Consider the following 25,208-nt stretch of genomic DNA (forward strand, 5'->3'; position numbering starts at 1 on the left):
GTTTCCAATCCTTGAGCGGTCCGTACGGTGTTGCCTCGGCTCGGACGTTCAGCGTGTGTTGCGAATCTCCTGTCGCGTGTACCAGCGATGCGAGGCGATCATCGCGATGACCACCAGCGCGGTGTAGATCAGAACGCTCGCCATGGCAAAGGCGGCGACGGTCGAAAGGGCAGCACCCAGCCAGAGCGCGCCGATCATCAAGGCACCGACTCGAAGCACCGTGCTGACGATTTCAAACGCGAGAAACTTTCCCTGCAGAGAAAGCGCCGGCACCGCGACCGTGCAGGGCCGGCTGATGAAGACGGCGTATTCGGCGATCGCAAGCCAGCGTGCCTGCTCACCTGCGGCGTACCACTGCGGTCCAAAAACAAAGGCGAATAAATCTGGCCCAAGCACGACGACTGTGCCGAACGGGATGCAGCCAACCAGGGCAAGACCCGCCACCGCCTTGCCCAGCATACCGGCAATGGGCTGCCGCTCATGGATCGCGCTGACGATCCGCGGGTAATACACATCGGTCACTGACTTGCCAATCAACTGGGTCGGCATCGTCAGCGCCTGCCGACACAACGCGAAGAATCCGGCCGCAGCCGGACCGAAGAAGCCTGCGAGAACGAGGGTCGGTAAATGTTGTGATACCGCATTGATCAACATTTGTGGTGCGCGGTACAGGGGGAAGTCATGATAGCGGCGAGCAATCGTAGCGAGCGGGGCGGGGCGTTCACTCGGATTCTCGCCAGTCGGAAGAGGGCTCTTCGATGCGCTCCGTTGGTAGGCGAGCCCGAGCATCGCGGCCTGCAGCGCAGGTCCGAAGCCGGTCGTTACGATAAGCATGCCAGGTGTGGCATGCAGTAGCCCGCCGAGAACCCGCAATCCGTTGTGCACAAGCGAGTGGGACACGGCGACCTTAGCCGTCAGAACATATCGTTGTTGGCGGATCATCCATTGCTGTGCGATCTCCAGCGCGCATCCGGCAAGCATGACGAGCGGCAGCAGCCATAGGTAGGTTTCGACCGCCTGGACCCCAAGGCTATCGACCCATGCGGGGCCGGCCGTGAGGCAGACGAGCATCGTCAGCGAGGTCACGACCAGTGCCACGAGCACCGAAAGCCGAATGATCGCCCGCGCGTCGTCATCGTGCCTTGGCAATACGATAGCCATGGGATAGGTCAGTGCGGCGACCGGGGTCAGCATCCACACCAGGCCCATGAATACACCCAATGCGCCATAGGCATCGGGACCGTACAGGCGCGTAATGATTGGCATGACCGCCAGCGTGACCGCCTGCGCACCGGCGGTGCCAGATACGACGGTGAGGATATTACGCAGCACACGATTGCCGAGCAGGCCGGCCACCAGGCCAGGTCGCTGACGCAGGGGGATATCGCCAGGAAGGTCGTCTGCCGTTCGCATGTTCACGTCCATGTCCACGACGGCGTGCTCACGGGGCGGACGAGTAGCCCTTCGCCCCGCATAACGGCCGTTTGGAATACCGGTATTACGTCTGTGTGCCTAGAGACAGCCGCTGGATTCAGGCCACCGCTGGCGATACGTCAGATTGCGCGAAGCACGAGCAACATCGAGCGCAGACACGGGACGTCAGGTGCCTACCGCTGGCAATGGGGTATCGGGAGAAAGGCTGGGCTCGACCCTACCCAAAGCGTAGGAAGAGGCTAGCCGATCTTTCTAAATCCGCCGCAACCGTTGGTCGGTTGGCGATATCGGTGTGGCAGCCTGGAGAAGCGGCGTGAAAGGACATGGTCCGTTGTCACGGAAAAGCGGGCAGCCCGGCGGGTACACGATCGAGCAGGCGACGTGTCTAGGGCGAAGGGGGGCGCAAAATCCGGCGTCGCCGGTATAGATGGGAGAGTGCTTATCGATGAATCAGCACGGATTCAATCCGATTGTTCTCGTGCTGCAGACGGACAGCCGGTGGGCTTCGGCCCATTAAACGTGTCGCTACCTCTGGGAGGTCTACGCCGCCTGGCAGGCGACTGCATGTGCAGCCGCCTGCCAGAGCGGCCTGGATCAGTTCTCCAGGCTAACAGGTACTTCATGACCCAGCTCTTTGAGCAGGGCATGGCGCTTGGCGGTCTTGAGGTCTTCGCGGACCATCTCCTCGCACATTTCCTGCGCGGTGATTTCCGGTACCCAGCCCAGCTTTTCCTTCGCCTTGGCCGGATCGCCCAGTAGGGTTTCCACTTCGGCCGGACGGAAGTAGCGTGGATCGACACGGACGATCACATCGCCCACGTTAACGGCCGGGGCGCTGTCGCCGGTGATGGCTTCGACCACGGCCTTCTCGTCCACACCGCTGCCTTCGAAGCGCAGGGTGATGCCCAGCTCCTTGGCCGACCAGGTGATGAACTCGCGCACCGAGTACTGCACGCCGGTGGCGATGACGAAGTCTTCAGGCTGCTCCTGCTGCAACATCATCCACTGCATGCGGACGTAGTCCTTGGCATGGCCCCAGTCACGCAGCGCGTCCATGTTGCCCATGTACAGGCACGGCTCGAGGCCCTGCGCGATGTTGGCCAGGCCGCGGGTGATCTTGCGGGTCACGAAGGTTTCGCCACGGCGCGGGGACTCGTGGTTGAACAGCACGCCGTTGCAGGCGTACATGCCGTAGGACTCGCGGTAGTTCACGGTGATCCAGTAGGCGTAGAGCTTGGCGACCGCGTAAGGCGAGCGTGGGTAGAAGGGCGTGGTTTCCTTCTGGGGGATTTCCTGCACCAGGCCGTACAGCTCGGAGGTGGAGGCCTGGTAGAAGCGGGTCTTCTTTTCCAGGCCCAGCAGGCGGATGGCCTCGAGAATACGCAGGGTGCCCATGGCATCGACGTCTGCGGTGTATTCAGGTGCTTCGAAGCTGACCGCGACGTGGGATTGCGCGCCGAGGTTGTAGACCTCGTGCGGCTGCACTTCCTGGATGATGCGGGTCAGGTTGGACGAGTCGGAGAGGTCGCCGTAGTGGAGGGCGAAGTTCTGGTTCTCGACATGCGGGTCCTGGTAGATGTGGTCAACACGCTGAGTGTTGAACAGCGAAGCGCGGCGCTTGATGCCATGCACTTCATAGCCTTTCTCGAGCAGCAATTCGGCGAGGTAGGAGCCGTCCTGACCCGTGATACCTGTGATGAGAGCTCGTTTCTTTTCCATGGTTTTACCTGCGTCCGAATCGTGTAAATAGGTCATTTGCAACGTACGTTCACGCTGCAATCAGAAGAATGGAACTGGGGCATCCGCAAACTGCTGCCGGTCAGACAGCGAAAATCTCGATTGGCTCCTTGGCGCGATTACTTAAACCACGGACTAACGCCCGCGGGTTTGCAATGCAGCGTCCTTGGTGGCGCTGGGCGTCGAACGTATCGGCTCTGCCTTTTTTTGTTGCTTGGCCTGACGGGCCCGGCGCAGCTTTTCTTCGATCAGGCCCCGAATGCGCTCCGCAAAGCCAAAGAGGATCATCCTCGGCGTCGGGAATCGATAGAAGAACCGGTAGATGTCGTATTCAGCCTTCGCCGCCGATGCGCTTGTTTCGGGCTGACGGACCAGGCCGATGCCTTCACCTTCGATATCGTGTGCCACGCTCAACTCCATCGGCTTCATCGCCAGGCTGAAATTGAGTTCGCCGCGTGAAGCCGTACGTGTCAGCTGCAGCTGGTTGCCGCAGGTCTTCGCGCCATAGAGATTGACGACGAAGTCGTAGTTGGCGAGACGCGGGTTCATTCGCTTCAGGCTGTCGGGATGCAATTCGCAGTAGGCGTCATAGATCGCAAGGGCATCATCGAATTTGCCGAAGCGGTATTCCCGTGGCTGTTGCTGGATCGGCACCTGGAAGCGCGATGATGCGTTGCTGAAGTGCTGCCCTGGATCACCGAAGTTGGTGCTCAGCGCCAGGTACGGGTAGGCGAAATAGAGGTTGTGGGTGATGAGGTAAGCGTTGTGCAGCTTAAGCCATGAAGATTCCGGCCAGTTGCGGATGTCCTGTGGGATACCCTCGACCTTGGTCAGATCCGTGCCGTGTTGGGCAAGCCATGTGCGGAATTCGCGCCAGCGCTCGCGGGACCATGCCTGGCCCCAGGACGCCGCCAATTGCAGGAAGTAAACGTCCGAATCACCATTGTCGATCGGCATGAACGGCAGTGCAGCGGTCTGGTTGAACTGTTGGCTGTACAGGCTGATGCCGGCAACCCGGGGATCATGCTCATAAGCCGTCAGGGCCCGGTGCGTGTAATCGTAAAAGTAGGGCGACACGAACAAGTCATCTTCCAGCACGATGACGTCGCCGTATTCCTCGGTCAGGTCGCCGCATGCCAGGACGTGCTGACGCAGACCCATACGTGTTTCACGACGAATGACGCGCTTTTCACCGTAGGGCCAGTCGAACGCATCCGCGACGTGCCCCGGCTCCGGGTCGCCGCTGTTGTCAAGACTGATGACGAGCCGTATGCCACCTTCCGGGTAATGCGCGCGCTTTAGCGATCCGAGCAGACGTGTCAGGCTCTTGGGCCGGTTGTAGCCGATAACGATGAGGGTCGGGTTCGGTCTCATGGTGCCTGTCCTGATGTCCATAAACGTTGTATCCAGTTCGGTCCTGGCTCAAGCCGCCCGCAGCGTGCGTTTGCGATGCGCCTGTACGAGCACGATGAGCATCAATGCGCTGTAGATGACGATGCTTGACACAGCAAAAGCCATGACCGTGTATAGCGCTTCGTCCAGCAACAACACGCCTAGCATCAGGGCGCCGATGCGCAGGGCTGTGCTGACCACTTCGAAGACGAGAAACCATCCCTGCATGTTCAACACGGGCACCGCGACCGTGCACGGGCGGCTCACCAGAATCAGGTATTCAGCCAACGCCAGCCAGCGCGCGAACTCACCTGCAATTTCCCACTGGTGGCCGAATACGAGTGCGAACAGCCAGGGGCCAGCCACGAAGACCGTGCCGAAGGGCAGGAGTCCGACCAGACCCAGCGCCAGGGTTGCCTTGAGCAGCAGGCCGCCAATGGCCTCCCCATCATGGGCTGCCTTCGAGAGGCGGGGGTAGTACACGTCCGCAACGGATTTGCCGATAAGGTTGGTCGGCATGCTCAGCGTCTGCTTGCAGAGTGCGAAGAAACCAGCCGCCGCCGCGCCGAAGTAGGCCGCCAACACGAGTGTCGGCAGGTTCTGTGACAGCGTGTTGATCAGCAGCTGTGGAAAGCGATAACAGGGAAAATCAATGTGCCGCTTCGCCATTTCCCACATCGTGGCGGGTGGCGGTTCGTTCGGTTCCGTAGGCTCGCTGCGTGCATTGCGGTCCTTGTCCGCCACGCGCTTGACCCCGACCATCAACATCAGCGCCTGAAGCGCCTGGCTGAACGCGGTGGTGCACAGCAATACGACAACCGTCGGGTGAATCAGACCGGCGAGGCAGCGCCCGCCATTGAACAATATCGAGTGCAGGATGCCGGTCGTGGCTGTGACACGGAACGCCTGCTTGCGGAACAGCCATTGCTGGATCATCTCCAGCACGGCTGCACTGAACATGGTGAATGGCAGGAGAAGAAGGTAGGGCTCGACCGCCTGGACATCCAGGACGCTGGCGAGCTGGTGCCCCCAGAGCGTTAGACCGATGCCGGCAAGCACGGAGAACACCGCACCTGTGACCAGCGAGAGACGTATGAGGCTGAGCGCATCGGCATCCCGTTTGGGGAGCACGATACCCATCGGGTAGGTCAGGGCTGCGACCGGTACCGTCATCATGACGAGGCTGAGGAAAACCCCAAGTACCCCGTAGGCTTCAGGTCCGTACAGACGCGTGATGACGGGCATCAAGGCCATGGTCACGGCTTGCGCGCCTGCCGTACCGGTCACCACCGTCAGAATGTTGCGAAGCAGCTTGTTGCCTGACGCCCTCGCCATCAATCCGCCGAGGCGGCCCTGTCGGCCGCCTTCGGCTACATCGTGAGCCATCCCCACCTTCGATTCCTTATCAGGCACTGAGCGCCTTTCGCCCCATACCGTAGTAATCGAAGCCGTCGCGGTTGATCTGGACGGGATCGTACTGGTTGCGGCCGTCAAAGATCAGCGGCTGCTTGAGCAGCTTCTTCAGAGCCTTGAAGTCGGGGCGACGGAACGGCTTCCACTCGGTGACGAGCAGCAGGGCGTCGGCGTCTATGGCCGCCTCGTATTGACCCTCGGTGATCTCCAGTACGCCATCCTTGAAGTAGGCCTCAGGGAATTCGCGAACGGCGGTCTCGGAGGCGATCGGGTCGAAGGCACGGACCTTGGCGCCAGCCTTGATCAGACTGTTGATCAGCACCACGCTCGGCGCTTCGCGCATGTCGTCGGTCCCGGGCTTGAAGGCCAGGCCCCAGACGCAGAACGTGCGGCCTTCGAGATTCCCGTTGAAGTGGGCATTGATCTTGTTGAACAGCGACTGCTTCTGCTGTTCATTACGCGCCTCGACGGCCTCGAGCAACTTGGGCTCGAAATCATTCTGTTGGGCGATGTTGATCAGGGCCTTCACGTCTTTCGGGAAGCAGGAGCCGCCGTAGCCGAGACCGGCGTAGATGAAGTGGTAGCCGATACGCTGGTCGGAGCCGATGCCCAGGCGAACGTTTTCCACGTCCACGTCCAAACGATCACACAGGCTGGCGATTTCGTTCATGAACGAGATCTTGGTCGCGAGCATGGCGTTCGCGGCGTACTTGGTCATTTCCGCATCGCGAATACCCATCATCATCATGCGTGGATGGTTGCGGATGAAGGGTGCGTAGAGCTCGGTCATGACCTTGCGCGCCCATTCGCTCTCGGTGCCGACAACGATGCGATCCGGGTGCATGAAGTCGTCGACCGCGGCGCCTTCCTTCAGGAATTCAGGGTTCGAGACAACATCGAATTCGATCTGTACGCCGCGCTCCTGAAGCTGTTCGGCGATGGTGGCACGTACCATGTCGCCGGTCCCGACCGGAACGGTCGACTTGTTGACGACGATGGTGGGGCGCTCCATCAGGCTGCCGATCTGGCGAGCCACTTCGACGACATAGCGCAGGTCAGCGGAGCCGTCTTCGCCTGGCGGGGTGCCAACGGCGATGAACAGCAGGTCCGAATGCGCCATGGCATCGGAAAGCTGGGTCGTGAAGTGCAGACGCTTGGCTTCGAAGTTCTCGGTTACAACGGTTTCGAGACCCGGCTCATAGATCGGCAGGATGCCCTTCTTGAGGTTCTCGATCTTCTTGGGGTCGACGTCGACGCAATGGACGGTGTTGCCCATCTCCGCGATGCATGCGCCGGTAACAAGTCCGACGTAGCCGGTTCCGATAACTGTGATGTGCATGAAGAGGTCCTCTCCTTGAAACTAAGCCATTGCGTCAACCGCCATGCCATCGTGGCATGGCGGTATGGTTCGTGGTGGGGCAGGCCGTATCCGACCGAGCAGATTAGTAGATGTTTCGTGAGAACAGCGTAAAAGGCGTTTTTATAAGGATTTTGAAGTCCAGCCACAGAGACCAGTTGTTGATATACGCCAGGTCCTGCTCGACGCGCTGTTGCATCTTTTCCAGCGTTTCGGTCTCGCCGCGGTGGCCGGTCACCTGAGCCAGACCGGTAATGCCGGGCTTGATTCGGTGACGCGCCATGTAGGCGAGGATCTTGTCGCTGTAGAAATCATTATGAGTTACAGCGTGCGGACGCGGGCCCACCAGGGACATCTCACCGCGCAGCACGTTGAACAGCTGTGGCAGTTCATCGATAGATGTCCGGCGGATGAAGCGCCCAACGGGTGTCACGCGGTCATCGTTGCGCGTTGCCTGCTTGACCACGTTGTCGTCGTGCACACGCATGGAGCGGAATTTGAAGATCTGGATGACTTCACCGTTCCAGCCGTGTCGTGGCTGGCGGAAGAAGACAGGGCCGGGCGATGACAGTTTCACAGCGATCGCAGTCCCGATCAGGAGCGGGCTAAGCGCCAGGATGGCCAAGAGGGCGATGCTGCGGTCGATAAGGCCTTTGCTAAACACTGCCGCCGGGTGCGAGCTCAGCGGCGCCTCGTTGAGATAGATTGCAGGGAGCTGTTCGATCTGCCCCATGGACTGGTTGAGCAGCGGCATGTTGCCGAAGTCGGGCACCCAGACGACGTCCACGCTCATGTCCAGCAGGCCGAGGTAAAGCTGCTCGATGCGCGCCATCTCTTCGAGGGTCACGGCGATATACACCCGGCGAACGCCGTACTGTTCGGTGATTTCACGTAGGTTCGGCAGGTTGCCAAGCACTGGGAAACGGCCGTCGCGGGTGTGGTCTTCCTCCGCGGAAGGCACCATGCCCATCAGTGGAATGCGGTTGGATGCATGCAGGCGCTCGGCCAGGTCATAGGCTCGCGGGCTGCTGCCGACGATGATGGCGGTACGTTCGCGGTTCAGCCTGCGGGCGTGAAGCATCGCGATGTAGCGCAATGGCACGAAGGCGATAGCCTGAGCGACGAAGCCCAATAGTGCCCATTTAAGGATGATCTCGGTTGCGAACAGGTTGACGCTTGCGCTCGCGTAGACAATGACGGCAAGGCCAGCCAGAAGGGTAAGCCAGCCTCCGGCCAGGTGCAGCAGGCCGGACACATAGCTGTAGCGCTTGTGATACACGCGCATCAGCATGTAAGCCGGTACGGAGCCGAGCACCGTGAGTGCTATGAGAAGCCGGTACTCGGTAGGGACCACACCGAAGCGATCGATCACGAGGTAGCAAAGCACTGCGCTGACCAGCGTGATGCCGCACAACCATTGACTCCAGAACGTGAGGCCATGGCGATTGGCCGCAGGATTGGTACGTGGAGCAATCATTGAAGCGCCTCCTGGCAGATTTGCTGTCGAGTCTTGAGGGTTGAAGCCAGGCTCCAACACAACGGAGCCGTAGTACCGGTGCCTTGGGCAACGGCATAAATGAATTTCGCGATTTCGGAGCTGTGCGACGCTGCGCGAGAGGCCGCCTTCAGGATTCGTGCACGGTCCTCGACGGAGAGGTCGGCCCATGCGCGCAAGCCGATCTGGGCAAGTTCACGGTCGACTTCGTGATGACCGCCTCCCGTTTCGATGGCGCGTTGCAGCGCATGACTGAACGACGCATCGACTTCGCCGAGTTGCCATTTCGCATAGACCATACGTACCCACGTCCAGGGCCAATCAGGCCGCGCCTCCAGTGATCGTTCAAAAGCCATGCGGGCTGCGACCATGTCGTCATGGTCGGGCGCCGCGTCTCTGTTCCAGGCATAAACCCGACCGAGTCGGTCGAGGTATTCACCATTGGCGACCGGGTATGAATCGGCGGCCTCGAGCGCGGCTTCTTTGGCTTTTGTTCGCGCGCTTTCTGAAGGAGCTTCCTTCAGCGTTTCCCAGTACTGCAGATACCGCTCTGCGCGGTAGCTGGCGATCCCTGCCTTAAGCATCGAGAATGCGAGCCCCGCAATGACGAGGGCGCCAATCAGGCCGGCGATCGCGGCGAAGCGATAACGCGGTGGCAAGTCGGTCGCCGACACTTGCGAAGTTCGTGATTCGCTGACACTGATCTCCATGTCTGGTTCCCGAAAATCATCCGTAATGTGATTTTTCCGACAAAAGCTGCCTCTTATTCCGCTGATCGGTAGCGGATATCAGCAGAGTCTCGTAGGCAGATGAACGCTGTGCGTTGCCGGTTTGTTGCACCGACGAATGGGCGCTTGGGGACGTGCGCTCTCGGTGGTTGGAGGCAGTGGCCCGGCTGGGCCTCTGCGTCCCTCGCGAGGAGCATGCCGCCGAAACGAACGCCGGCGGACACCTCGCTGAATGGGCCGCACCGCTCATCTATCGAGCGCTGCGGCCAGGCGGCTGTTAAGCCTTGGCTTCGCTGTAGCCGTGGTGGTCGTAGTAGCCGACGTACTTGCCGTACTTGGCGGCTTTCTTGATGTCCACCTGGTTCAGGATCACACCGGTGATCGAGGCATTGTTCTGCAGAAGCTGACCAATGCTGCGCTGTACCAGCGGGATCGAAGTCGCTTCGGACTTGACCACGTAGACCACGGAGTCGGCGATGGTCGAGAGCAGGACCGAGTCGCTCACCGCCTGGCTTGGCGGGGAGTCGATGATGATGCGCTCGTAGTGACCCTTCGCCATTTCCAGGAACTTGGCGAAACGCGGCGAGGCGAGCAGTTCCAGCGGGTTCGGCGGTACGACGCCGGCCGGCAGGATATCGATGCTGCCTACGGTACGGATGCAGTCGTCGGCCTTGGCCGTGCCTGCCATGAGGTTCGCCAGGCCCGGAGTACCGGCCGGGAAGTCGAACGCCTTGGCGATCGTCGGGCGGCGCATGTCCGCATCGATCAGCAGGACCTTGTGCAGCTGGCCCATGGCGAAGGCCAGGTTGGCTGCAACCGAGCTCTTGCCTTCGCCGGGAACGGACGAGGTGACAACCACGACCTGCTTGGGACTGTTCATGTCCGCCAGTGTCATGCTCGTACGGATCGTCCGCACCGCTTCGCAGAAGCGTTTGTCCTCGCCCTTCTCGAACAGGTGCTGAACCTGCTTGGCCTGCTTGCGGTTGACCAGCGGCAGGATGCCCAGTACCGGCAGGTTGAGCTTGCTCTCGATGTCGTCGGTGCTCTTGAACGTGTTGTTGAGCACGTCCAGCGCCAGCGCAGCGATGATGCCGATGATCAGCGACAGCGCGAAGGCAACGGCAATGATCAGCTGCTTGTTCGGCGCGGCAGGTTTGGCAGGCGGGATGGCCTTGTCAACGATACGCGCATTGGTCGAGCCCATATCGGCTGTGGCAGCGGTTTCACGCAGACGCGTCATGAAGGTGTCGTAGAGCTGACGGTTGCTGTCCACGTCGCGCTGCAGTTCGCGCAGCTTGAACTCCTTGCGGGAGATGTCCTGGATCTGGTCCTTGTTCTTGTTGAACGAGGCGCGCAGGGACTGCTCATTCGCCGCGGCCAGCTGGTAGTTACGCTCGATACCGGCAACGACCTGCTCCACCTGTGCCTTGAGGCTGGCAGTGGCAGCGCTGAGCTCCGTACGGGCGGCAACCATCGCAGGGTGGCGATCACCATAGCGGCGCGAGACTTCTTCCACCTGTGCCCGTGCACGGGCTTGCTCAGCCTTGAACTGCTGGATCAGCGGATGGCCCAGAACCGCTGGCACGCTGGCCAAACGTTCCCAACCCAGGCTTTCCATGCGACGAACCTGATCGTACTGGCTCTGCGCTTCGGCGCGCTGGCGAGCAGCGTCGATCATGCGATCGCCCGTCAGGGACAGCTCGTTTGCGCTGATGGTGGACACGCCACCGACGTCAACCAGGCCTTCGGCTTCGCGGTAGGCCTGCAGGCGATCCTCGGCTTCCTGCAGCGAAGCGCGCAGTTCGGTTAGACGGCCATTCATCCAGTTCGACGACGACATGGACATTTCCATCTGCGCTTCGAGCTGGCTGTCGATGTAGTTCTGTGCGATCGAGTTCGCGGCGGCAGCAGCGCTCAGGCTGTCACCCATGTCCACCGATATATAGACCAGTTGGCTCTTGCCTTCGATGGTCGCGCTGGTACGTGCCATGAGGTTGTTGACGACGTGGTCAAAGATCTCGGCTTCGGTCGCTGCCTTGTTGCCGCCGAATTCGTCATCGCTGAACAGGTTGCGGACCCAGCTGACGATGGCCGAGAAGTCGATCAGCGGCGCGGGCTGCTGGCGCGGATCGAGATCAGGATGCTCGGTCAGGTTCAGTTCACGCACAACGCGCTCTGCGACGCCGCGGCTCTTGATCAGGCCGAGCTGCGTTTGCAGATACTCGCTGATCTGATTACCGGCGTCATAGGTCGGCTGGAAGTTGATGACCTGGTTGTTGCGGCTCTCGATCATCACCGAGCTGGTGCCGCGATAGGTTGGCGCCATGCTCATGACCACGAGCGCGGCCAGCATGGTGATGATGGCTACGAGTGACAGAATGCTGAGCTTGCGGGACCAGATGGCTCGCCAGATGCGCTTGAGGTCGATGTAGTCGCTATCGTCCTCGGACGATTGCACCTGCCAGGGCAGGTCGGTGCGAACTGGGCTGTTCATCAAAAGAATCCCTGCTCGATAGTGATGGTGTCGCCGGGCGATACCTGGCTGCTAAGGGTGGCTTTCTCGATCTTACGATCGGAGTCGGAGCCACGGATGATGGTGATTCGCTTGGTGGATGCGCGCTCGGTCAGGCCGCCGGCCAGCGCGATGGCGCGGTCCAGGGTCAAGCCAGGCTGATAGGGATAGCCACCAGGCGCTTTCACTTCACCGCTGATGTAGAACTCGCGGTAGGTGATGACGCTGACCGATACGCGAGGATCGACCAAGAAGCCTTTCTGCAGTTCTTCGGCGATGAGGCGCTGGATCTGGCCCGGCGTTTTGCCGCTGGCGTCGATCTCGCCGATGAAGGGATAGGTGAAGGTGCCAGCGTCGTTGAGTCGGATCTCGTCATAGCTGAGATCGGGCTCACCGAATACATGGATTTTTAGAATATCGCCGGAACTTAACTTGTACTGAGCGTTAGCGTGGCCGTAGCCCGCCAGGCACATCATGAACAACAGCGATAGCGCACGAATGACGGTTTTCGCAGACATAAGATCATTCCCTCCTTGACGGGTGTCTCCCAATGGAACCGGCGAAACTCAGACCGGGATAGAAGGACCGCTTGTGCGGCCCTTCGTTCCCAACAATGGTCAGAGACTGAGCGCGACGCCCAGTGTGTAAATGTTGCGTTTGTAGTTGCGGAAATCGACGTTCGAGTCGTTGTCCAGGTGGCGGTAGCCGAGCGTTACGTCTACCCAGCGTACGGGCGAGTAGGTGATACCCGCGCCATAGGCAGTCAGGTCGTCATCACGGCCAGAGCTCTTGTACTCACGGTCGGCGACGCGGTATTCCAGTTCGGTGCTGATGAACGGCGACCATTCGTGTTTCCAGCCCAGCGCGGTGGTCTGGGTGCGCACGGTGCTTGCGCCGCTGTCGCCTTCGTCGAAGGCGCGACGGCTGGTCAGACGGAACGTGGAGTAGGTGCGCGGGCTGTACGCGACCCCCACTTCCCACATCGGCGTGGTGTAGTCGCTACGCGTGCTGCTGTCGAAGTTCTTGCGCTGTGCGCCCAGTCGAACCGTACCCGAGGTCTTCGCGGTCGCGTCCCATGTCGCACCACCCAGAATCGCGTAGTTGGTGCTATCGCGGCGGGCCGAGCTCAGCTTGTAGTCATAGTCGGTGATACGGCCTTCGAGCAGCGTACGGGTACGTGCGCCCAGGCGGTGGTACCAGACGGTGTTGAACTGTGTGCTGTCGAATTCACGGTCATCATTCAGTCCGCCGCCGTTGTAATAGCGACGGGCCTCGTAGTTAGCGCCAAACGCTAGCTGGTTTTGAGCTTCGCGCGCGCCAAAGGTGTAGGTAGCACCGGCAAGCGCCCGGCTGTATTTGTCGTTCTCGTCCGTTGACTGAACAATGTACTCGGTGCTGTTATCGCCGTCGACCGGGTTGTCGTTCATCCAATAGAACTTGTCCGCGACATCTTCGACGCGGTGGTATTGCAGGTTCCAATCCAGGCGGTGACGGGACGTGAACTCCATGACGCTACGCAGGACCAGGTGGTGGTCCGTATTGGTAGCTTTAGAATCGGAGTGATAGATATCCCTGCTGAGACTGTATTCGAGCTGATAAGCGCTGTTGCGGTCTTCGGCGCTGAGCAGGAACGTCGGGTTGATTGTGGTAATCCACGAGGAGGTCTTGTCACTGCGACGAGCCCGGATGTTGTCATCGTAGGACTCGCTTACCTGGAGCGTGGGGGTGAACTCGAAACCCTGGATGTTCATGCTCGCGGGTTCGATGGCCATTGCGTTGGCCGAGACGGTGCCGACAACAGAGGCGGCGAGTAGCTTGGGTAACTTCATCTGTTGAATCCGTTCTAATTAATAGGAAAGTGTTGGCATGGCTCTGCGACGTCAGCTCGCGCTGGCCGTCGTGCGAACTGCCGAGCCGCCACCGGATCCACCTGCGGGGAGTGCCACATCCTGCCCCGTGCCGAAGCGTGACTCCCGCGCGCCTGCGGCGGTCGGTTGCTCTTCGGTCAACGCGGCAACCACGAGCTCGAGTTGGTCGGGCGCCAGGCTGGCTATGACCTCGATAATCTCGTTTAGTTGATCCGGTGCTGCTGTAAATGCGGCTTTCGCCACAGTTACAGCCTGGTCAGGATATAGGGTTACCGCAGCGCCGACGATTTCCGCCGCATTTCCGTCGCATCGCTTTACCCAGTCGGTCACGGTACGTTCGAGTGCCGCGGCATCGGCACCCTTCGGTACAAACGCTTCGGCGGGCTGTTCGCACTGGACTACCGGCTCGGCGGTCTGGGCGAATGCATGGCCTGCAGAAAGGGCCATGCTTACAGCTACGGCAAATATGGTCTTACGCATGATCAACATCCTTTGTCTGACGGCTGCTGTTGGCGCACTTGCCCTTTCGGCTGCCAGAAGTCCGGAAGCGCGACTTGGACAGCGGACTGGCTGAAAGGTGCCCTTCGGCACGCTACCGCCCATGGGCCAACTTCCAGAGGCGATACAAGCAACTGCATTCCGCCATGGCGGGCTGCAGGGAAATCGATATTCGAGTAGGGCCTTCAGCGTCAGGCTGAAAGACTCATTATTGGGGCCATCACCGCGGATGGGTGCGCGAGCATGTTCATCAGTAGAACCACTCGCTGTGTGCCATCGGCTACCTTGAACAGCGCGTCCATGTCCGGGCACGGCCGGTTTTCTTGCGCGCCGTAGGTGTAGGGCGTCAGCGAGGCCTGGATGGACGCGGCGCAGCGCTGTCGAATACCCGCAATGAGTTCATCACTGACGGGGCACGGCTGGCCGTTGAATGCCACGACGCGCGCGACACCACGGGTCGCGCGCAGCGACGACCAGTTGGTTTCCGCTGCGAGGTAGACGAAGAGATAACCAGGGAAGAGGGGCTGTGACGACGCTTGCGCCCCGGTGGCCTTGCGGCTAGGGATGATCGGGCAGTAGGTTTCGAACGATTGCCGTGTCAGGTGTTCCAGCGCGCGCATCTCCTGACGCGGCTTGCACTGGATGACATACCAGGCCCATTCGGCATTGGCCGAAGATCGAAACATAAGCACTCCTTGCACTGTTACTACTCGTCGCGGACGTGGTCCCGATGAAGGCCAGATCAATTCAGGCCTATTCCATGGGTGCTGTGACCACTTCGCGAAATCGAAAGTTCACGATTTGGAAATGTGACGAGGAGCCGCTCGGGCGGGTGTCATCAAAACTGCGCTATCGCAGCGCAGCCAAGCTGACGCTGAGTTACGCATCCACCGCAGGCCAGGCCAGCGCTGTTTGCGGCCTCCCTTGCAGTCGCTGCGCCAATGAGCTCGGCAGAGGACAGCGTTTGGTGACGAGACGTGGCGCCTGTGAAAGGAAAAATAATTTTCTGACGAGCGGAGCACATCCTCATTAGAACGGTCAGAGCGACGGCCTGTCGAAGGTTTTGCCCAGGAGGTCTCGGTCAGGGCATCGAGGCCTCAATAGCCGTTACCGTCGTGTCACTCCCTTTTCATACGGAATGACTGAGTCCTAAGCCGTCCTATCAGACGCCGCGATTCTATGATGGTCTTTCAAGGAAGGTTGCCATGCAGAAAATCTACGCCGTAGTGCTTACCTATAACCGTAAAGAGTTGCTCGAACGCTGCCTGAAGGCGGTGTACGCGCAAACGCACAAATGCGACGGCGTCATCGTTGTGGACAATGCCAGTACCGACGGTACCGAGCAGATGCTGGCCGAAGCCGCGTTTCCGGGGCTCAAGTTTTATGTGCTGTCGAAGAATATAGGCGCTGCGGGTGGCTTCAATGCAGGTTTTCGTCTCGCCTACCAGGCCGGCGCCGATTACGTCTGGATGATGGATGACGACGTCATCCCCGACCCTGATGCGCTCGAGCAGTTGATGAATGCCGAGACGATGCTGAAGCGAAAGGAAGTGGATCATTCCTTCGTGCTCTCGACGGCGTTCACCGAGGAAGGCGAAGTCACCAACGCCCCTGCCTGCGATGCTCGTCTCAACAAAGTCGGTTATGAGCGCTGGCCAGCGCTGGTCGAGCACGGCCTGGTGCCGGTCGCCCGTGCAACGTTCGTATCGATTCTGGTGCCACGCGCAAGCCTGACCGAGTACGGCGTGCCAATGGCAGGCATGTTTATCTGGGGTGAGGATTCCGAGTACACCATGCGCATCAGCCGGAAATCGCCAGGTTTTCTGGTTGGTGCAAGCAAGGTCCAGCACCTGCGTCAGAAGAGCGGGACCCTGAGCATCCTGACCGAAGAGAACCCGGCGCGTATCCGCTACCACCGCTATCACGTCCGTAATCAGATCTATGTGCTGCGCAAGTACGGGCGCAAGGCCAAGGTATGCACATTCATCTGGGGCAAATTGAAGCTATTCGGCCGGCTTGCGCTGCGGGGGCAGTTTGGCAAGGCATCGGTCGTAATGCATGGACTGGTGTCCAGCATTGGCTTCAACCCTGCGATCGATGCGGCTGACGCACCGATCGAGACCCTGGGTATCACGGTGCGCTCGCCTTTTCAGCCAGTGATCCCTGAAAAACCGGCCAATGACGAGCAGCCCCAGGTCGTCGGTATGTTGCAGGGAGCCTGACGCGGCTGAGTAACCGGCGGCGCCTGCCGCCGGGCCCGCTTAGCGCTATGCGCGGACGATGGGCAAAAACAAAAAAAGGGAGCCATCTGGCTCCCTTTTCTATTTCCGCCTGGTCAGAACAGCGGGTCCGTACGCTCCGAGATCAACGGCCAGGCCGCGTCTTTGTCGGAGATGGTCGTAACCGGTAGCGGCCATTCGATGCCCAGCTGCTCATCGTTGTAGCGCAGCCCGCGCTCGGCGGAGGGCGTATACGGCGCGGAAACCAGGTAGCTCACTTCCACGTCATCCGTCAGGGTCTGGAACGAGTGGGCAAAGCCCGGCGGTACGTACAACTGATGCATATTGGTATCAGTCAGCTCGAACGCCTGATGTTTCAGGTAGGTCGGCGAGTCCTCGCGGATATCGACAATGATGTCGATGATCGCGCCACGCAGGCAGCGGATCAGCTTCGCTTCGGCGTTCGGTCGCAGCTGGTAGTGCAGGCCACGAAGCGTGCCCTTGTGGGCCGAGACGGACATGTTCTGCTGAACGAACTGCGTAACCATGCCGTGCTTGGCGAACTCTTCCTGGCACATGGTCCGCGCGAAAAAGCCACGGTCGTCACCACGCTTTTCCAGCTCGATGAGCCAGGCGTCCTTGAGTTCTGTCTGATGGAATTTCATCGAATCTCTCCGTTGAAGCCCGCTATCAGCGGGCAAACATGCGTTCTTGCTCGGCGTAAAGCGTATCGACCAGGCGGCCGGCCGGGATGACCACGTCATCGAAGGTCAGCGGCTTGTCTTTCGGTACGCCATGCTTGAGCGTGCAACCCAGGGCCAGTCCGACTGGCAGCAGATTTTCGGCACGTACCGCATCCATGTTCTCGGCCACGCCATAGACCTCGTAGCCGCCGAAATCCTGAATGGTCTCACCTTCGGCGAGATCCTTCTTGGCGACGGCGATGACGCCCACCTTCGGACCGCCGTCCGGTGTCAGTACCGGGTCCTGGAACAGGACGGCACGAGCGACGGATGTCGGGACTTCGAAGTGGCACAGGTGGTAGGGCGTGTAGAAGCAGTAGTACGGTCCCTTGCCCAGCTTGTAGAGCTCGAGGTAGTGACGCTGACGGGCGTTCTCGATGGTGCCGAGGACGAAGACGCCTGGGCCCGGGCGCGCGCCCACCACGTAGTCCACGATGCCGGGGCCGTTCGGGTCGATGTGTTCTTCGAACGCCTGAACCGTTTGCTCGATCGGTACCAGCGGAGCGCCCGGATCGCCACCGGAGAAGTCCGGGCCGATCATGCCCCGACGCGCAACCTGCATGCCGGTGCCGTTGGCGACGATGGCCTGCTCGAAAGAGATCTTCGTGCCGTCGGCGAAGGAAGCCACCATCGCGGGCTTCTGGCCCCAGCGCTTGGCAAATGCTTCCTGGGTCGTCGGGTTACGGTACGGGTCGTGCAGGCCCTTGATGTTGCCGCACAGAATGGGGCGTACGCCGATGCCGGCGGCGAAGCGGTACAGGTTCATCTGCACGCCTGGCTGGTCACCATCCGAGAAGGTGTAGACCACGCCTGCGGCATCAGCTTTGGCCTTGAGGATCGGGCCAATAGTGCCGTCGAGTTCGGCATTCATCTGGACAACATGCTTGCCGGTTTCGATGGCGGCGAGAATCGCGTGCGCGGCGAACTCGATGGAGCCGGTCACTTCGATGATGGCGTCAAGGCCTTCGGCTTTTGCGAGCGCGACGGCATCTTCGGTCACGGCGGGGCGGCCCGCAGCGATCGCGGCTTCGATCTCGGCCTGGGTTTCGCAGCGGACCGGCTCGATGCCGGCCTGGTCATACACGCCGAAGGCGGGCGCGATGTTGCGGTTGGCTACCGCGCACAGCGTCATGCCGGGCGTGGAAGTCAGAATCTGGAGTGCGATGCCGCTGGCCTGGAAACCAGCGCCGATCATGCCGACGCGAATCGGTTTGCCTTCTGCCTGACGGCGGGCGAGGGCGGTATCGACGATTATCATGAAGCCTCCTTGGGCGTCTTGAATCCTTGTCCACCGCAAAAGAAAGCCAGGGGAGAGCGTCGACGCTACCGGACTGATGTCCAGCAGGATCGGCGCGACGCCTGGCCGGGTTCCGCGCGGGGGAGCAACGGTTACAACGAAAAGCGAATGAGTGCCCAGGGTTGCTAAAGCCTTCACAGGGCGCTCGAAACGACATCAGTCCTGCCAGACTTTCCAGGGCGCGTTGCCCTTTTCCCAGAGGCCTTCGAGCACCATCTTGTCGCGCAGCGAGTCCATGCTCTGCCAGTAGCCTTCGTGGATGTAGCTACCCAGTTTGTCCTGCGCGACCATGCGATCCATGGGCTCGTTTTCCCAGGTCGTCTGGTCGTCATCGATCATTTCGAAGACTTCCGGTTCGCAGACGAAGAACCCACCGTTGATCAGGCCGCCGTCAGTGGCGCCCTTCTCACGGAAGCCTTCGACGTGCTTGCCGTTCTCGCTCAGGCGCAGCGAGCCGTAGCGGCCGGGCTGGACGACGGCGGTGAGGGTGCACCAGTTCTTCGACGCGCGGTGGCTTTCGATGAGGTGCGGGATATTCACGTCGCTTACGCCGTCACCGTAGGTGAGGCAGAACGGCTCGTTGCCCAGGACATGACGCGCGCGCTTCAGGCGGCCGCCGGTCATGCTGTCCGGGCCGGTATCGAGTACGGTCACGCGCCAATCTTCATTGGTGGCCTGCAGCCAGTCGACGTGCCCGGTCTTGAGATCGATGGTGTAGTCGGTCCGCGTGCCACGGTAGTTGAGGAAGTAGTCGCGGATGTAGTCGACCTTGTATCCGCCGAGTACGACGAAGTCCTTCAGGCCGTGGTGCGCGTACATCTTCATGATGTGCCAGAGGATCGGGCGACCGCCCACTTCGACCATCGGTTTAGGTCGAATGGACGTTTCTTCGCTCAGCCGGGTGCCGAAGCCACCCGCAAAGATTGCGACTTTCATGTATGCCTTCCATGTACGAAGTTATCGGAGAGGGAAGGGGCCGTGGTCCGACCCCTTGTTGCTACCGCATGCGCGGCTGGCTTATTGCCAGACGAGTTGCTCGGACAGCCGACCCTCACCGATGTGGCCCTGCAATACGTGCAGGCGCATCAGTGGCGAAGTCCGGAACTGGCTATCGGAGAACTTCATGCGCTTCAGGCCTTCGATCAGGCCCTGGATGGAATCGTCCAGCGTCATCACTGGCTGGTGGTTCGGCGCAAGTTCTTTGAACAGGCTGAAATCGACCTGGTAGGAGCGGCTGTCGACCGGTGCGTCGGTGTTGATGCTGACCGTGGTGCCTGGAACGGCAGCGGCAACGGCGTTCGCCAGATCGCGGACCTGATGGTTGCGTTCGTTGTTGCCGGTGTTGATGCGCAGGTAACGGCCGCCGTTATCGGCCGGGCGCCCTACGGCCCAGTCGATGGCGCGCGCCATGTCCTTGACATCGATCAGTGGGCGCCATGGCGAACCGTCGCTGAGCACGGTGATCTTGCCTTCGCTCAGTGCGCAGGCAACGAAGTCGTTCAGGACCAGATCGAGGCGCAGTCGGTCGGACATGCCGCATGCAGTGGCGAAACGCAGACAGGTGATGACCATGTCGCCAGGAATGTCGGCCAGCTGGTCTTCGGCACCAATCTTGGACTTGGCATAGGCCGTGATGGGTGCGACTTCATCGCGCTCGGTGCGCGGGGCGCCCAGGGCAACGCCGTAGACGCTGCAGCTGGAGGCAAAGACGAAGTTCTTTACGCCCGCTTCGGCCGAGGCCTTGGCAATGCTGACGACTGCGTTCTGGTTGATGTCGGCAGTCACTTCGGCGAAGCGGCTACCCATGGGGTCGTTCGAGACCGCCGCGAGTTCGACTACGGCGTCATAACCTTGCAGGCGTTCGGCAGTGAGTTCGCGGACGTCACCGTAGAATTGCTTGTCCAGCAGACGCTCGGGAAGCATGCCGGAGCCGGTGAGGCAGTGGCCGAAATAGGCGTTGTCGAAACCGTGGAGAATGGCGTCGGGGTGTTTTTCCGCGAGTTCCTTCACTACGGAAGGACCCACATAACCCATATTGCCGACGATAAGAATCTTCTTCACTAGAGGGCCTCCTTGCGCCTGCGCCCGTGGCGCTAAATTCGGTGGGGTCTTCCCACCCTTCGCATGGATGGGAAAGTAGAGTCATTAGTTCCTTGAACGCGACAAGCGGCTCCCGGAACGGTTGCCAGAGACGTCACCAAGTGTTGCCGTTCTGAGGCACCGTTATGACAAGCGTCTTTCCAAATCGATCGCCGGTCATGAAAAATTTTTTCGAAGTGTGACGTAAGGGTCTTTGGCACCGTGTCCTGGGTTCGACGGATGTCCCGCGGATCCGCCGCGTCCCCTTATCGACGGCAAATGCCGTGCGCGCGCAATTTTCGATAAAGGGTATTGCGGCTTACACCCAGCCGTTCTGCGACACGACTCATGTGCCATCGTTCCTCTTCCGCCAGTGCGAGGAGCGTATCCCGCTCGGCGGCGGCCAGCGGTGCGGCGGGCACGGTACGCGTTGGTGCGGAGCGCAGCACATTCGCGACATCATCTGCCGTTATTACCGCCGCTTCGCATAGGGCGATCAGTGTGCGAAGCGCCATCCGGAGCTGACGGACGTTGCCGGGCCAAGGCTGTGCGGCAAGCGACGCACGTGCGTCGGACGTCAACTGCAGCGCCTTACCCGCCGCCTCCTGACCGAAGAGTGCCTGGATGAGCGCTGCCTTGTCGGCTCGCTCCCGTAGCGGTGGGAGCCTGACGGTGAAGCCGGCCAACCGGAAGAGTAGGTCATTGCGGAACGTGCCCTGCTCGACGGCGACATGCAGATCCTGGTGACTGGCGCAGATGACTCGGATATCGAGGGCACGGGCGCTCGCGCCACCCAGCGGCACGACCTGCCGCTCTTCAAGCACGCGAAGCAGGCGTGTCTGCAGCGCAATTGGCATGTCACCTATTTCATCGAGGAACAGGATGCCGCCGTGCGCCTGCTCCAGCTTACCGACCATCCCCTCCTTACGTGCGCCCATGAAGCTGCCGCCTCGATAACCGAACAGTTCGCTCTCGATCAACGCCTCGGGAATGGCGGCGCAGTTGATCGCCACAAAAGGCCGCTTGGCGCGGCTGCTGGCCCGATGCAGCGCAGCGGCGAAGGCCTCCTTGCCAGTACCGGTTTCGCCGTGCAGAAAGACCGAAACGTCATGTTCAAGAACGCGCAACGCTTGCCCGAAGCCTTTGCGTAACGTGGGATCTTCGAGGCAACAGTCAGATTTTACGCTGGGCATCGCCCTGTTCTTGGCCGGTCGAGGCGTCGCCAGCGGAAAGCGAAGCTGAGCATGAAGCGTGCGGCCATCCGCCAGACGGATCGGCCAGGCATGGGCCGGGGACGTGTGCGCCTGCGCTGCCAGCTGTTCCAGGGTGAGGCCTATCAGGCGAGTGGTTGGCTGACCTACCACCAAAGGGCGGTCAGCACCCAGCAGGGCCAGGGCGGCGTCGTTGGCCGATGCAATGAGGCCATTGTCATCGAGATGGATCAACCCTTCGCCAAGCAGCCCAACGAAGCCGGGGTCTGGATGCAAGCGCAGCAGATAGCTGCGCGGGTCGTGTTGAAGGAAATAGCAGCTTTCAATGAGCTTTGCCGACAGGTTCGTCAGCGCCATCGCGTGGAAGCGGGCCTGCGGCGTTTCCGATATGCGCGCCGAAGAGACATTGAGCACGGCGAGTACATTGCCGGCCCCATCGAAAATGGGGCTCGCCGTGCAGGTCAGCCCAGCGTGGCGACCACGGAAATGCTCGCCACGATGGATCGTGACCTGCTGGCGCTCGACCAGGCACATGCCAACGCCATTCGTGCCTTCGCATTCCTCGCGCCACACCGCGCCGAGCCAAAGCCCTGCCTGCTGAAACGCGGCGCGCTCGGCATCGTTGTAGACACTGTCGATCACCACGCCGCGCGCGTCCGTGAGCAGTATTACGTGGCCGTCGCGGCCGAGTTGCCCGTGGAGATTATTCATTTGCCAGCGGGCGGCCGCGATGACGTGTTCCAGGGGCGCCCGATGGTCTTTCAGCCGTGGGTGTTCGATGACACAAGGGGCCTGGCGGGTACCGGGATCAAGCTGATGCTGGTCGACACAGCGGCGCCAGGATCGGGTGATCGCAGGGTCGATTGCATTCGGATCACAGTGGGTCAGACCGTGCACGGCCTGCAGGACATGGTGCGCGTGGGCGCTGATCAGGGCGGATGACATTCTTGTTGTTCTCCCAGCACGTGCGACGGTGGGCTATCTCGACAGCCTAGATGAAAAGCCGCTCGCCTGCCCGCCGTGACAGTTTGTCATCCTGTGACACACCACATACGTGACAGTCCATGCGAAGCACGCCGTGAGCCTTCCTGGTCGAACCGCTCTGCGGCGGGCACCTGTGGAAGGTGGCGCGCGCCTTGCTGGGAGGGTGCAGGCAGACGCGTTGCCGAGCCGCGATGTACGGCGCGTGATCGGGCACGACAACAACAAGAACGGAGAAACACCCATGAACATCGCAGTCGAAACCCCACCGGCCTTGCAAACACCAACGGACGAGCTGGCGCGCTGGGTCGAAACGCTCGGTCAACGGCTGGCCGAGCGCGATCTGGATGGCACGCTCGAACTGTTCGCCGAGGAATGCTACTGGCGTGATCTCGTCCTGTTCAGCTGGAACCTTGTCACCCTTGAAGGCAAACCGGTCATTCGTGACATGCTCGAAGCGCGCCTCGAAGCCACCCGTCCGGAGCAGTGGCGCCTGGAGGGCGACGCGACATTCAAGGACGGCGTGCTGGAGGGCTGGATTAGCCTGGAAACCGATGTGGCGCGCGGCAAGGGCTATGTCCGCCTCAAGGATGGCTTGTGCTGGACGCTCCTGACCGCCATGCGTGAACTCAAAGGGCATGAGGAACCGACAGGGCGCCGTCGGCCGATAGGCGCGGTGCACGGCCACGGCCATGCCGACAAGCGTAATTGGCTCGAACGCCGCCGTGACGAGGAAGCCTCGCTCGGAATCACGACGCAGCCGTATTGCCTGATCATCGGCGGCGGGCAGGGTGGGTTGGGGCTCGGCGCCCGTCTCAAGCGTCTGGGTGTGCCGACGCTCATCGTGGACAAGGCTGATCGTCCGGGCGATCAGTGGCGTGGCCGATACAAGTCACTCTGCCTGCACGACCCGGTCTGGTACGACCATATGCCGTATCTGCCTTTCCCCGATCACTGGCCGGTGTTCACCCCCAAGGACCAGATTGGCGACTGGCTTGAGATGTACACGAAGGTCATGGAGCTAAACTACTGGCCGCGCACGGAGTGCGTGAGAGCGAGCTACGACACGCAGGCAGGCCAATGGACCGTCGAGGTTGAACGTGACGGCGAGCGCCTGGTGCTGCGACCCACCCAATTGATCCTGGCGACCGGTATGTCAGGCGTGCCAAACGTACCCCAGTATCCTGGCGCGGACCGCTTCAAGGGCCAGCAACACCACTCGAGCCGCCACCCAGGCGGCGATGCGTGGCGTGGCAAGCGCGCCGTAGTGATTGGCTCGAACAATTCGGCGCATGACATCTGTGCTGACCTTGTCGAAAACGGAACCGACGTCACGATGGTGCAGCGCTCCAGTACGCATATCGTGCGCTCGGACACGCTGATGGAAGAGGTCTTCGGGCCGCTCTACTCCGAAGATGCGCTGGAGCAGGGCATGACGACCGACAAGGCCGACATGCTCTTCGCCTCGATCCCTTACAAGGTCATGCCGACGTTTCACAAACAGGCATTCGACGCTGTAAAAGCACGAGACAAGGAATTCTATGAGCGCTTGGCGAACGCTGGCTTCATGCTCGACTTCGGCGACGATGAATCCGGGCTCTTCATGAAATACGTACGGCGCGGCTCGGGGTACTACATCGACGTTGGCGCGTCGGAGCTGATCGCCAACGGCACCATCAAGCTCAAAAGCGCGCCGGGGCTAGGGGTGGATCACCTTGAGGAAGATGCCGTGGTGCTCACGGATGGCACGCGCCTGCCAGCCGATCTGATCGTCTATGCCACAGGCTACGGGTCCATGAACGGATGGGCCGCCAGGCTCATCTCGCAGGATGTAGCAGACAAGGTGGGACGCTGTTGGGGGCTGGGCTCCGGCACAACCAAGGATCCGGGCCCCTACGAAGGTGAGCTGCGCAACATGTGGAAGCCCACGCAACAGGAAAACCTGTGGTTCCACGGTGGCAATCTGCACCAGTCGCGACACTACTCGCTGTATCTGGCGTTGCAGCTCAAAGCACGCTTCGAAGGCCTGGACACTCCGGTCTACGCCTTGGCACCGAGTCACCACCAGGGCTGACGGCAGCGGCGCAGGGATCGCGCCCGTCTTGTCTTGGTACGGTTCGGATTGGCCGCTGGGCAGACGGTTGGCTAGGTCGAGCGACCTTCCCGAGGAAGAGCGACGCCGTGCCGGCCTTGCGGTGACACGGTTGCAACCGGATAACCATCGAGCGGCAACCGCAAGGCGGC

Annotated in this window: 19 protein-coding genes; 2 read left to right on the top strand and 17 right to left on the bottom strand. The window is 60.9% G+C overall.

Going from position 1 to position 25,208, the window contains the following annotated elements:
* Nucleotides 1–48 precede the first annotated feature (48 nt).
* From ACY8D3_RS19750 to ACY8D3_RS19805, 12 genes are all read right to left on the bottom strand, one after another.
* Entirely contained in the window at nucleotides 49–1,413 is a 1,365-nt protein-coding gene (locus tag ACY8D3_RS19750; RefSeq protein ID WP_462384458.1) for a lipopolysaccharide biosynthesis protein, read from the bottom strand.
* Between the two features lie 615 nt (nucleotides 1,414–2,028).
* Nucleotides 2,029–3,153: a GDP-mannose 4,6-dehydratase gene (gene gmd / locus ACY8D3_RS19755; protein ID WP_462380534.1), complete on the bottom strand. Its 1,125-nt coding sequence runs from the start codon at nucleotides 3,151–3,153 to the stop codon at nucleotides 2,029–2,031.
* Between the two features lie 153 nt (nucleotides 3,154–3,306).
* A complete protein-coding gene (locus ACY8D3_RS19760) occupies nucleotides 3,307–4,545 on the bottom strand; it encodes a glycosyltransferase family protein (RefSeq protein WP_462380535.1) in 1,239 nt (412 codons plus the stop codon).
* Nucleotides 4,546–4,593: 48 nt separating this feature from the next.
* A complete protein-coding gene (locus ACY8D3_RS19765) occupies nucleotides 4,594–5,949 on the bottom strand; it encodes a lipopolysaccharide biosynthesis protein (protein ID WP_462380536.1) in 1,356 nt (451 codons plus the stop codon).
* A gap of 19 nt (nucleotides 5,950–5,968) precedes the next feature.
* Entirely contained in the window at nucleotides 5,969–7,315 is a 1,347-nt protein-coding gene (locus tag ACY8D3_RS19770; RefSeq protein WP_462380537.1) for a UDP-glucose dehydrogenase family protein, read from the bottom strand.
* 103 nt (nucleotides 7,316–7,418) lie between these two features.
* The gene (locus tag ACY8D3_RS19775; RefSeq protein ID WP_462380538.1) at nucleotides 7,419–8,810 is read right to left on the bottom strand and encodes an undecaprenyl-phosphate glucose phosphotransferase; all 1,392 of its coding nucleotides are present in this window, start codon (nucleotides 8,808–8,810) and stop codon (nucleotides 7,419–7,421) included.
* A complete protein-coding gene (locus ACY8D3_RS19780; protein ID WP_462380539.1) occupies nucleotides 8,807–9,538 on the bottom strand; it encodes a hypothetical protein in 732 nt (243 codons plus the stop codon). The genes ACY8D3_RS19775 and ACY8D3_RS19780 overlap by 4 nt, the downstream gene beginning before the upstream one ends.
* Nucleotides 9,539–9,833: 295 nt before the next feature.
* A complete protein-coding gene (locus ACY8D3_RS19785) occupies nucleotides 9,834–12,050 on the bottom strand; it encodes a GumC family protein (protein ID WP_462380540.1) in 2,217 nt (738 codons plus the stop codon).
* Nucleotides 12,050–12,586: a polysaccharide biosynthesis/export family protein gene (locus ACY8D3_RS19790; protein ID WP_462380541.1), complete on the bottom strand. Its 537-nt coding sequence runs from the start codon at nucleotides 12,584–12,586 to the stop codon at nucleotides 12,050–12,052. Before ACY8D3_RS19790 ends, ACY8D3_RS19785 begins: the two co-directional genes overlap by 1 nt.
* A 99-nt stretch (nucleotides 12,587–12,685) precedes the next feature.
* On the bottom strand, nucleotides 12,686–13,897 hold the full coding sequence (locus ACY8D3_RS19795; protein WP_462380542.1) for an outer membrane beta-barrel protein: 1,212 nt from the start codon (nucleotides 13,895–13,897) through the stop codon (nucleotides 12,686–12,688).
* A gap of 51 nt (nucleotides 13,898–13,948) precedes the next feature.
* Nucleotides 13,949–14,416 (bottom strand): hypothetical protein, encoded by a 468-nt coding sequence (locus tag ACY8D3_RS19800; RefSeq protein WP_462380543.1) that lies wholly within the window; start codon nucleotides 14,414–14,416, stop codon nucleotides 13,949–13,951.
* Nucleotides 14,417–14,625: 209 nt separating this feature from the next.
* The gene (locus ACY8D3_RS19805; RefSeq protein WP_462380544.1) at nucleotides 14,626–15,120 is read right to left on the bottom strand and encodes a transcriptional activator RfaH; all 495 of its coding nucleotides are present in this window, start codon (nucleotides 15,118–15,120) and stop codon (nucleotides 14,626–14,628) included.
* 519 nt (nucleotides 15,121–15,639) lie between these two features.
* On the opposite strand from ACY8D3_RS19805, the gene ACY8D3_RS19810 reads away from it, so the two are divergent.
* Nucleotides 15,640–16,656 carry a glycosyltransferase family 2 protein gene (locus ACY8D3_RS19810; protein ID WP_462380545.1) on the top strand — a complete coding sequence of 339 codons (1,017 nt, stop codon included), beginning with the start codon at nucleotides 15,640–15,642 and terminating at the stop codon, nucleotides 16,654–16,656.
* Nucleotides 16,657–16,769: 113 nt separating this feature from the next.
* Here ACY8D3_RS19810 and rfbC read toward each other — a convergent pair whose 3' ends face one another.
* The 5 genes from rfbC to ACY8D3_RS19835 form a co-directional block, all read right to left on the bottom strand.
* Complete coding sequence (rfbC, locus tag ACY8D3_RS19815; RefSeq protein ID WP_462380546.1) at nucleotides 16,770–17,318, bottom strand: dTDP-4-dehydrorhamnose 3,5-epimerase; 549 nt, start codon at nucleotides 17,316–17,318, stop codon at nucleotides 16,770–16,772.
* A 25-nt stretch (nucleotides 17,319–17,343) separates the two neighbouring features.
* Nucleotides 17,344–18,654, bottom strand: a complete 1,311-nt coding sequence (locus ACY8D3_RS19820) for an NAD(P)H-dependent oxidoreductase (protein ID WP_462380547.1) — start codon at nucleotides 18,652–18,654, stop codon at nucleotides 17,344–17,346.
* A 195-nt stretch (nucleotides 18,655–18,849) separates the two neighbouring features.
* The gene (rfbF, locus tag ACY8D3_RS19825; RefSeq protein WP_462380548.1) at nucleotides 18,850–19,629 is read right to left on the bottom strand and encodes a glucose-1-phosphate cytidylyltransferase; all 780 of its coding nucleotides are present in this window, start codon (nucleotides 19,627–19,629) and stop codon (nucleotides 18,850–18,852) included.
* Nucleotides 19,630–19,710: 81 nt separating this feature from the next.
* A complete protein-coding gene (locus ACY8D3_RS19830; protein ID WP_462380549.1) occupies nucleotides 19,711–20,754 on the bottom strand; it encodes an NAD-dependent epimerase/dehydratase family protein in 1,044 nt (347 codons plus the stop codon).
* 284 nt (nucleotides 20,755–21,038) lie between these two features.
* Nucleotides 21,039–22,928 (bottom strand): sigma-54-dependent Fis family transcriptional regulator, encoded by a 1,890-nt coding sequence (locus ACY8D3_RS19835; protein WP_462380550.1) that lies wholly within the window; start codon nucleotides 22,926–22,928, stop codon nucleotides 21,039–21,041.
* 280 nt (nucleotides 22,929–23,208) lie between these two features.
* Here ACY8D3_RS19835 and ACY8D3_RS19840 point away from each other — a divergent pair, with 280 nt between their 5' ends.
* Entirely contained in the window at nucleotides 23,209–25,038 is a 1,830-nt protein-coding gene (locus ACY8D3_RS19840; RefSeq protein ID WP_462380551.1) for an NAD(P)/FAD-dependent oxidoreductase, read from the top strand.
* Nucleotides 25,039–25,208: the final 170 nt, after the last annotated feature.

This window comes from Pseudomonas sp. Marseille-QA0892 (assembly GCF_054950135.1).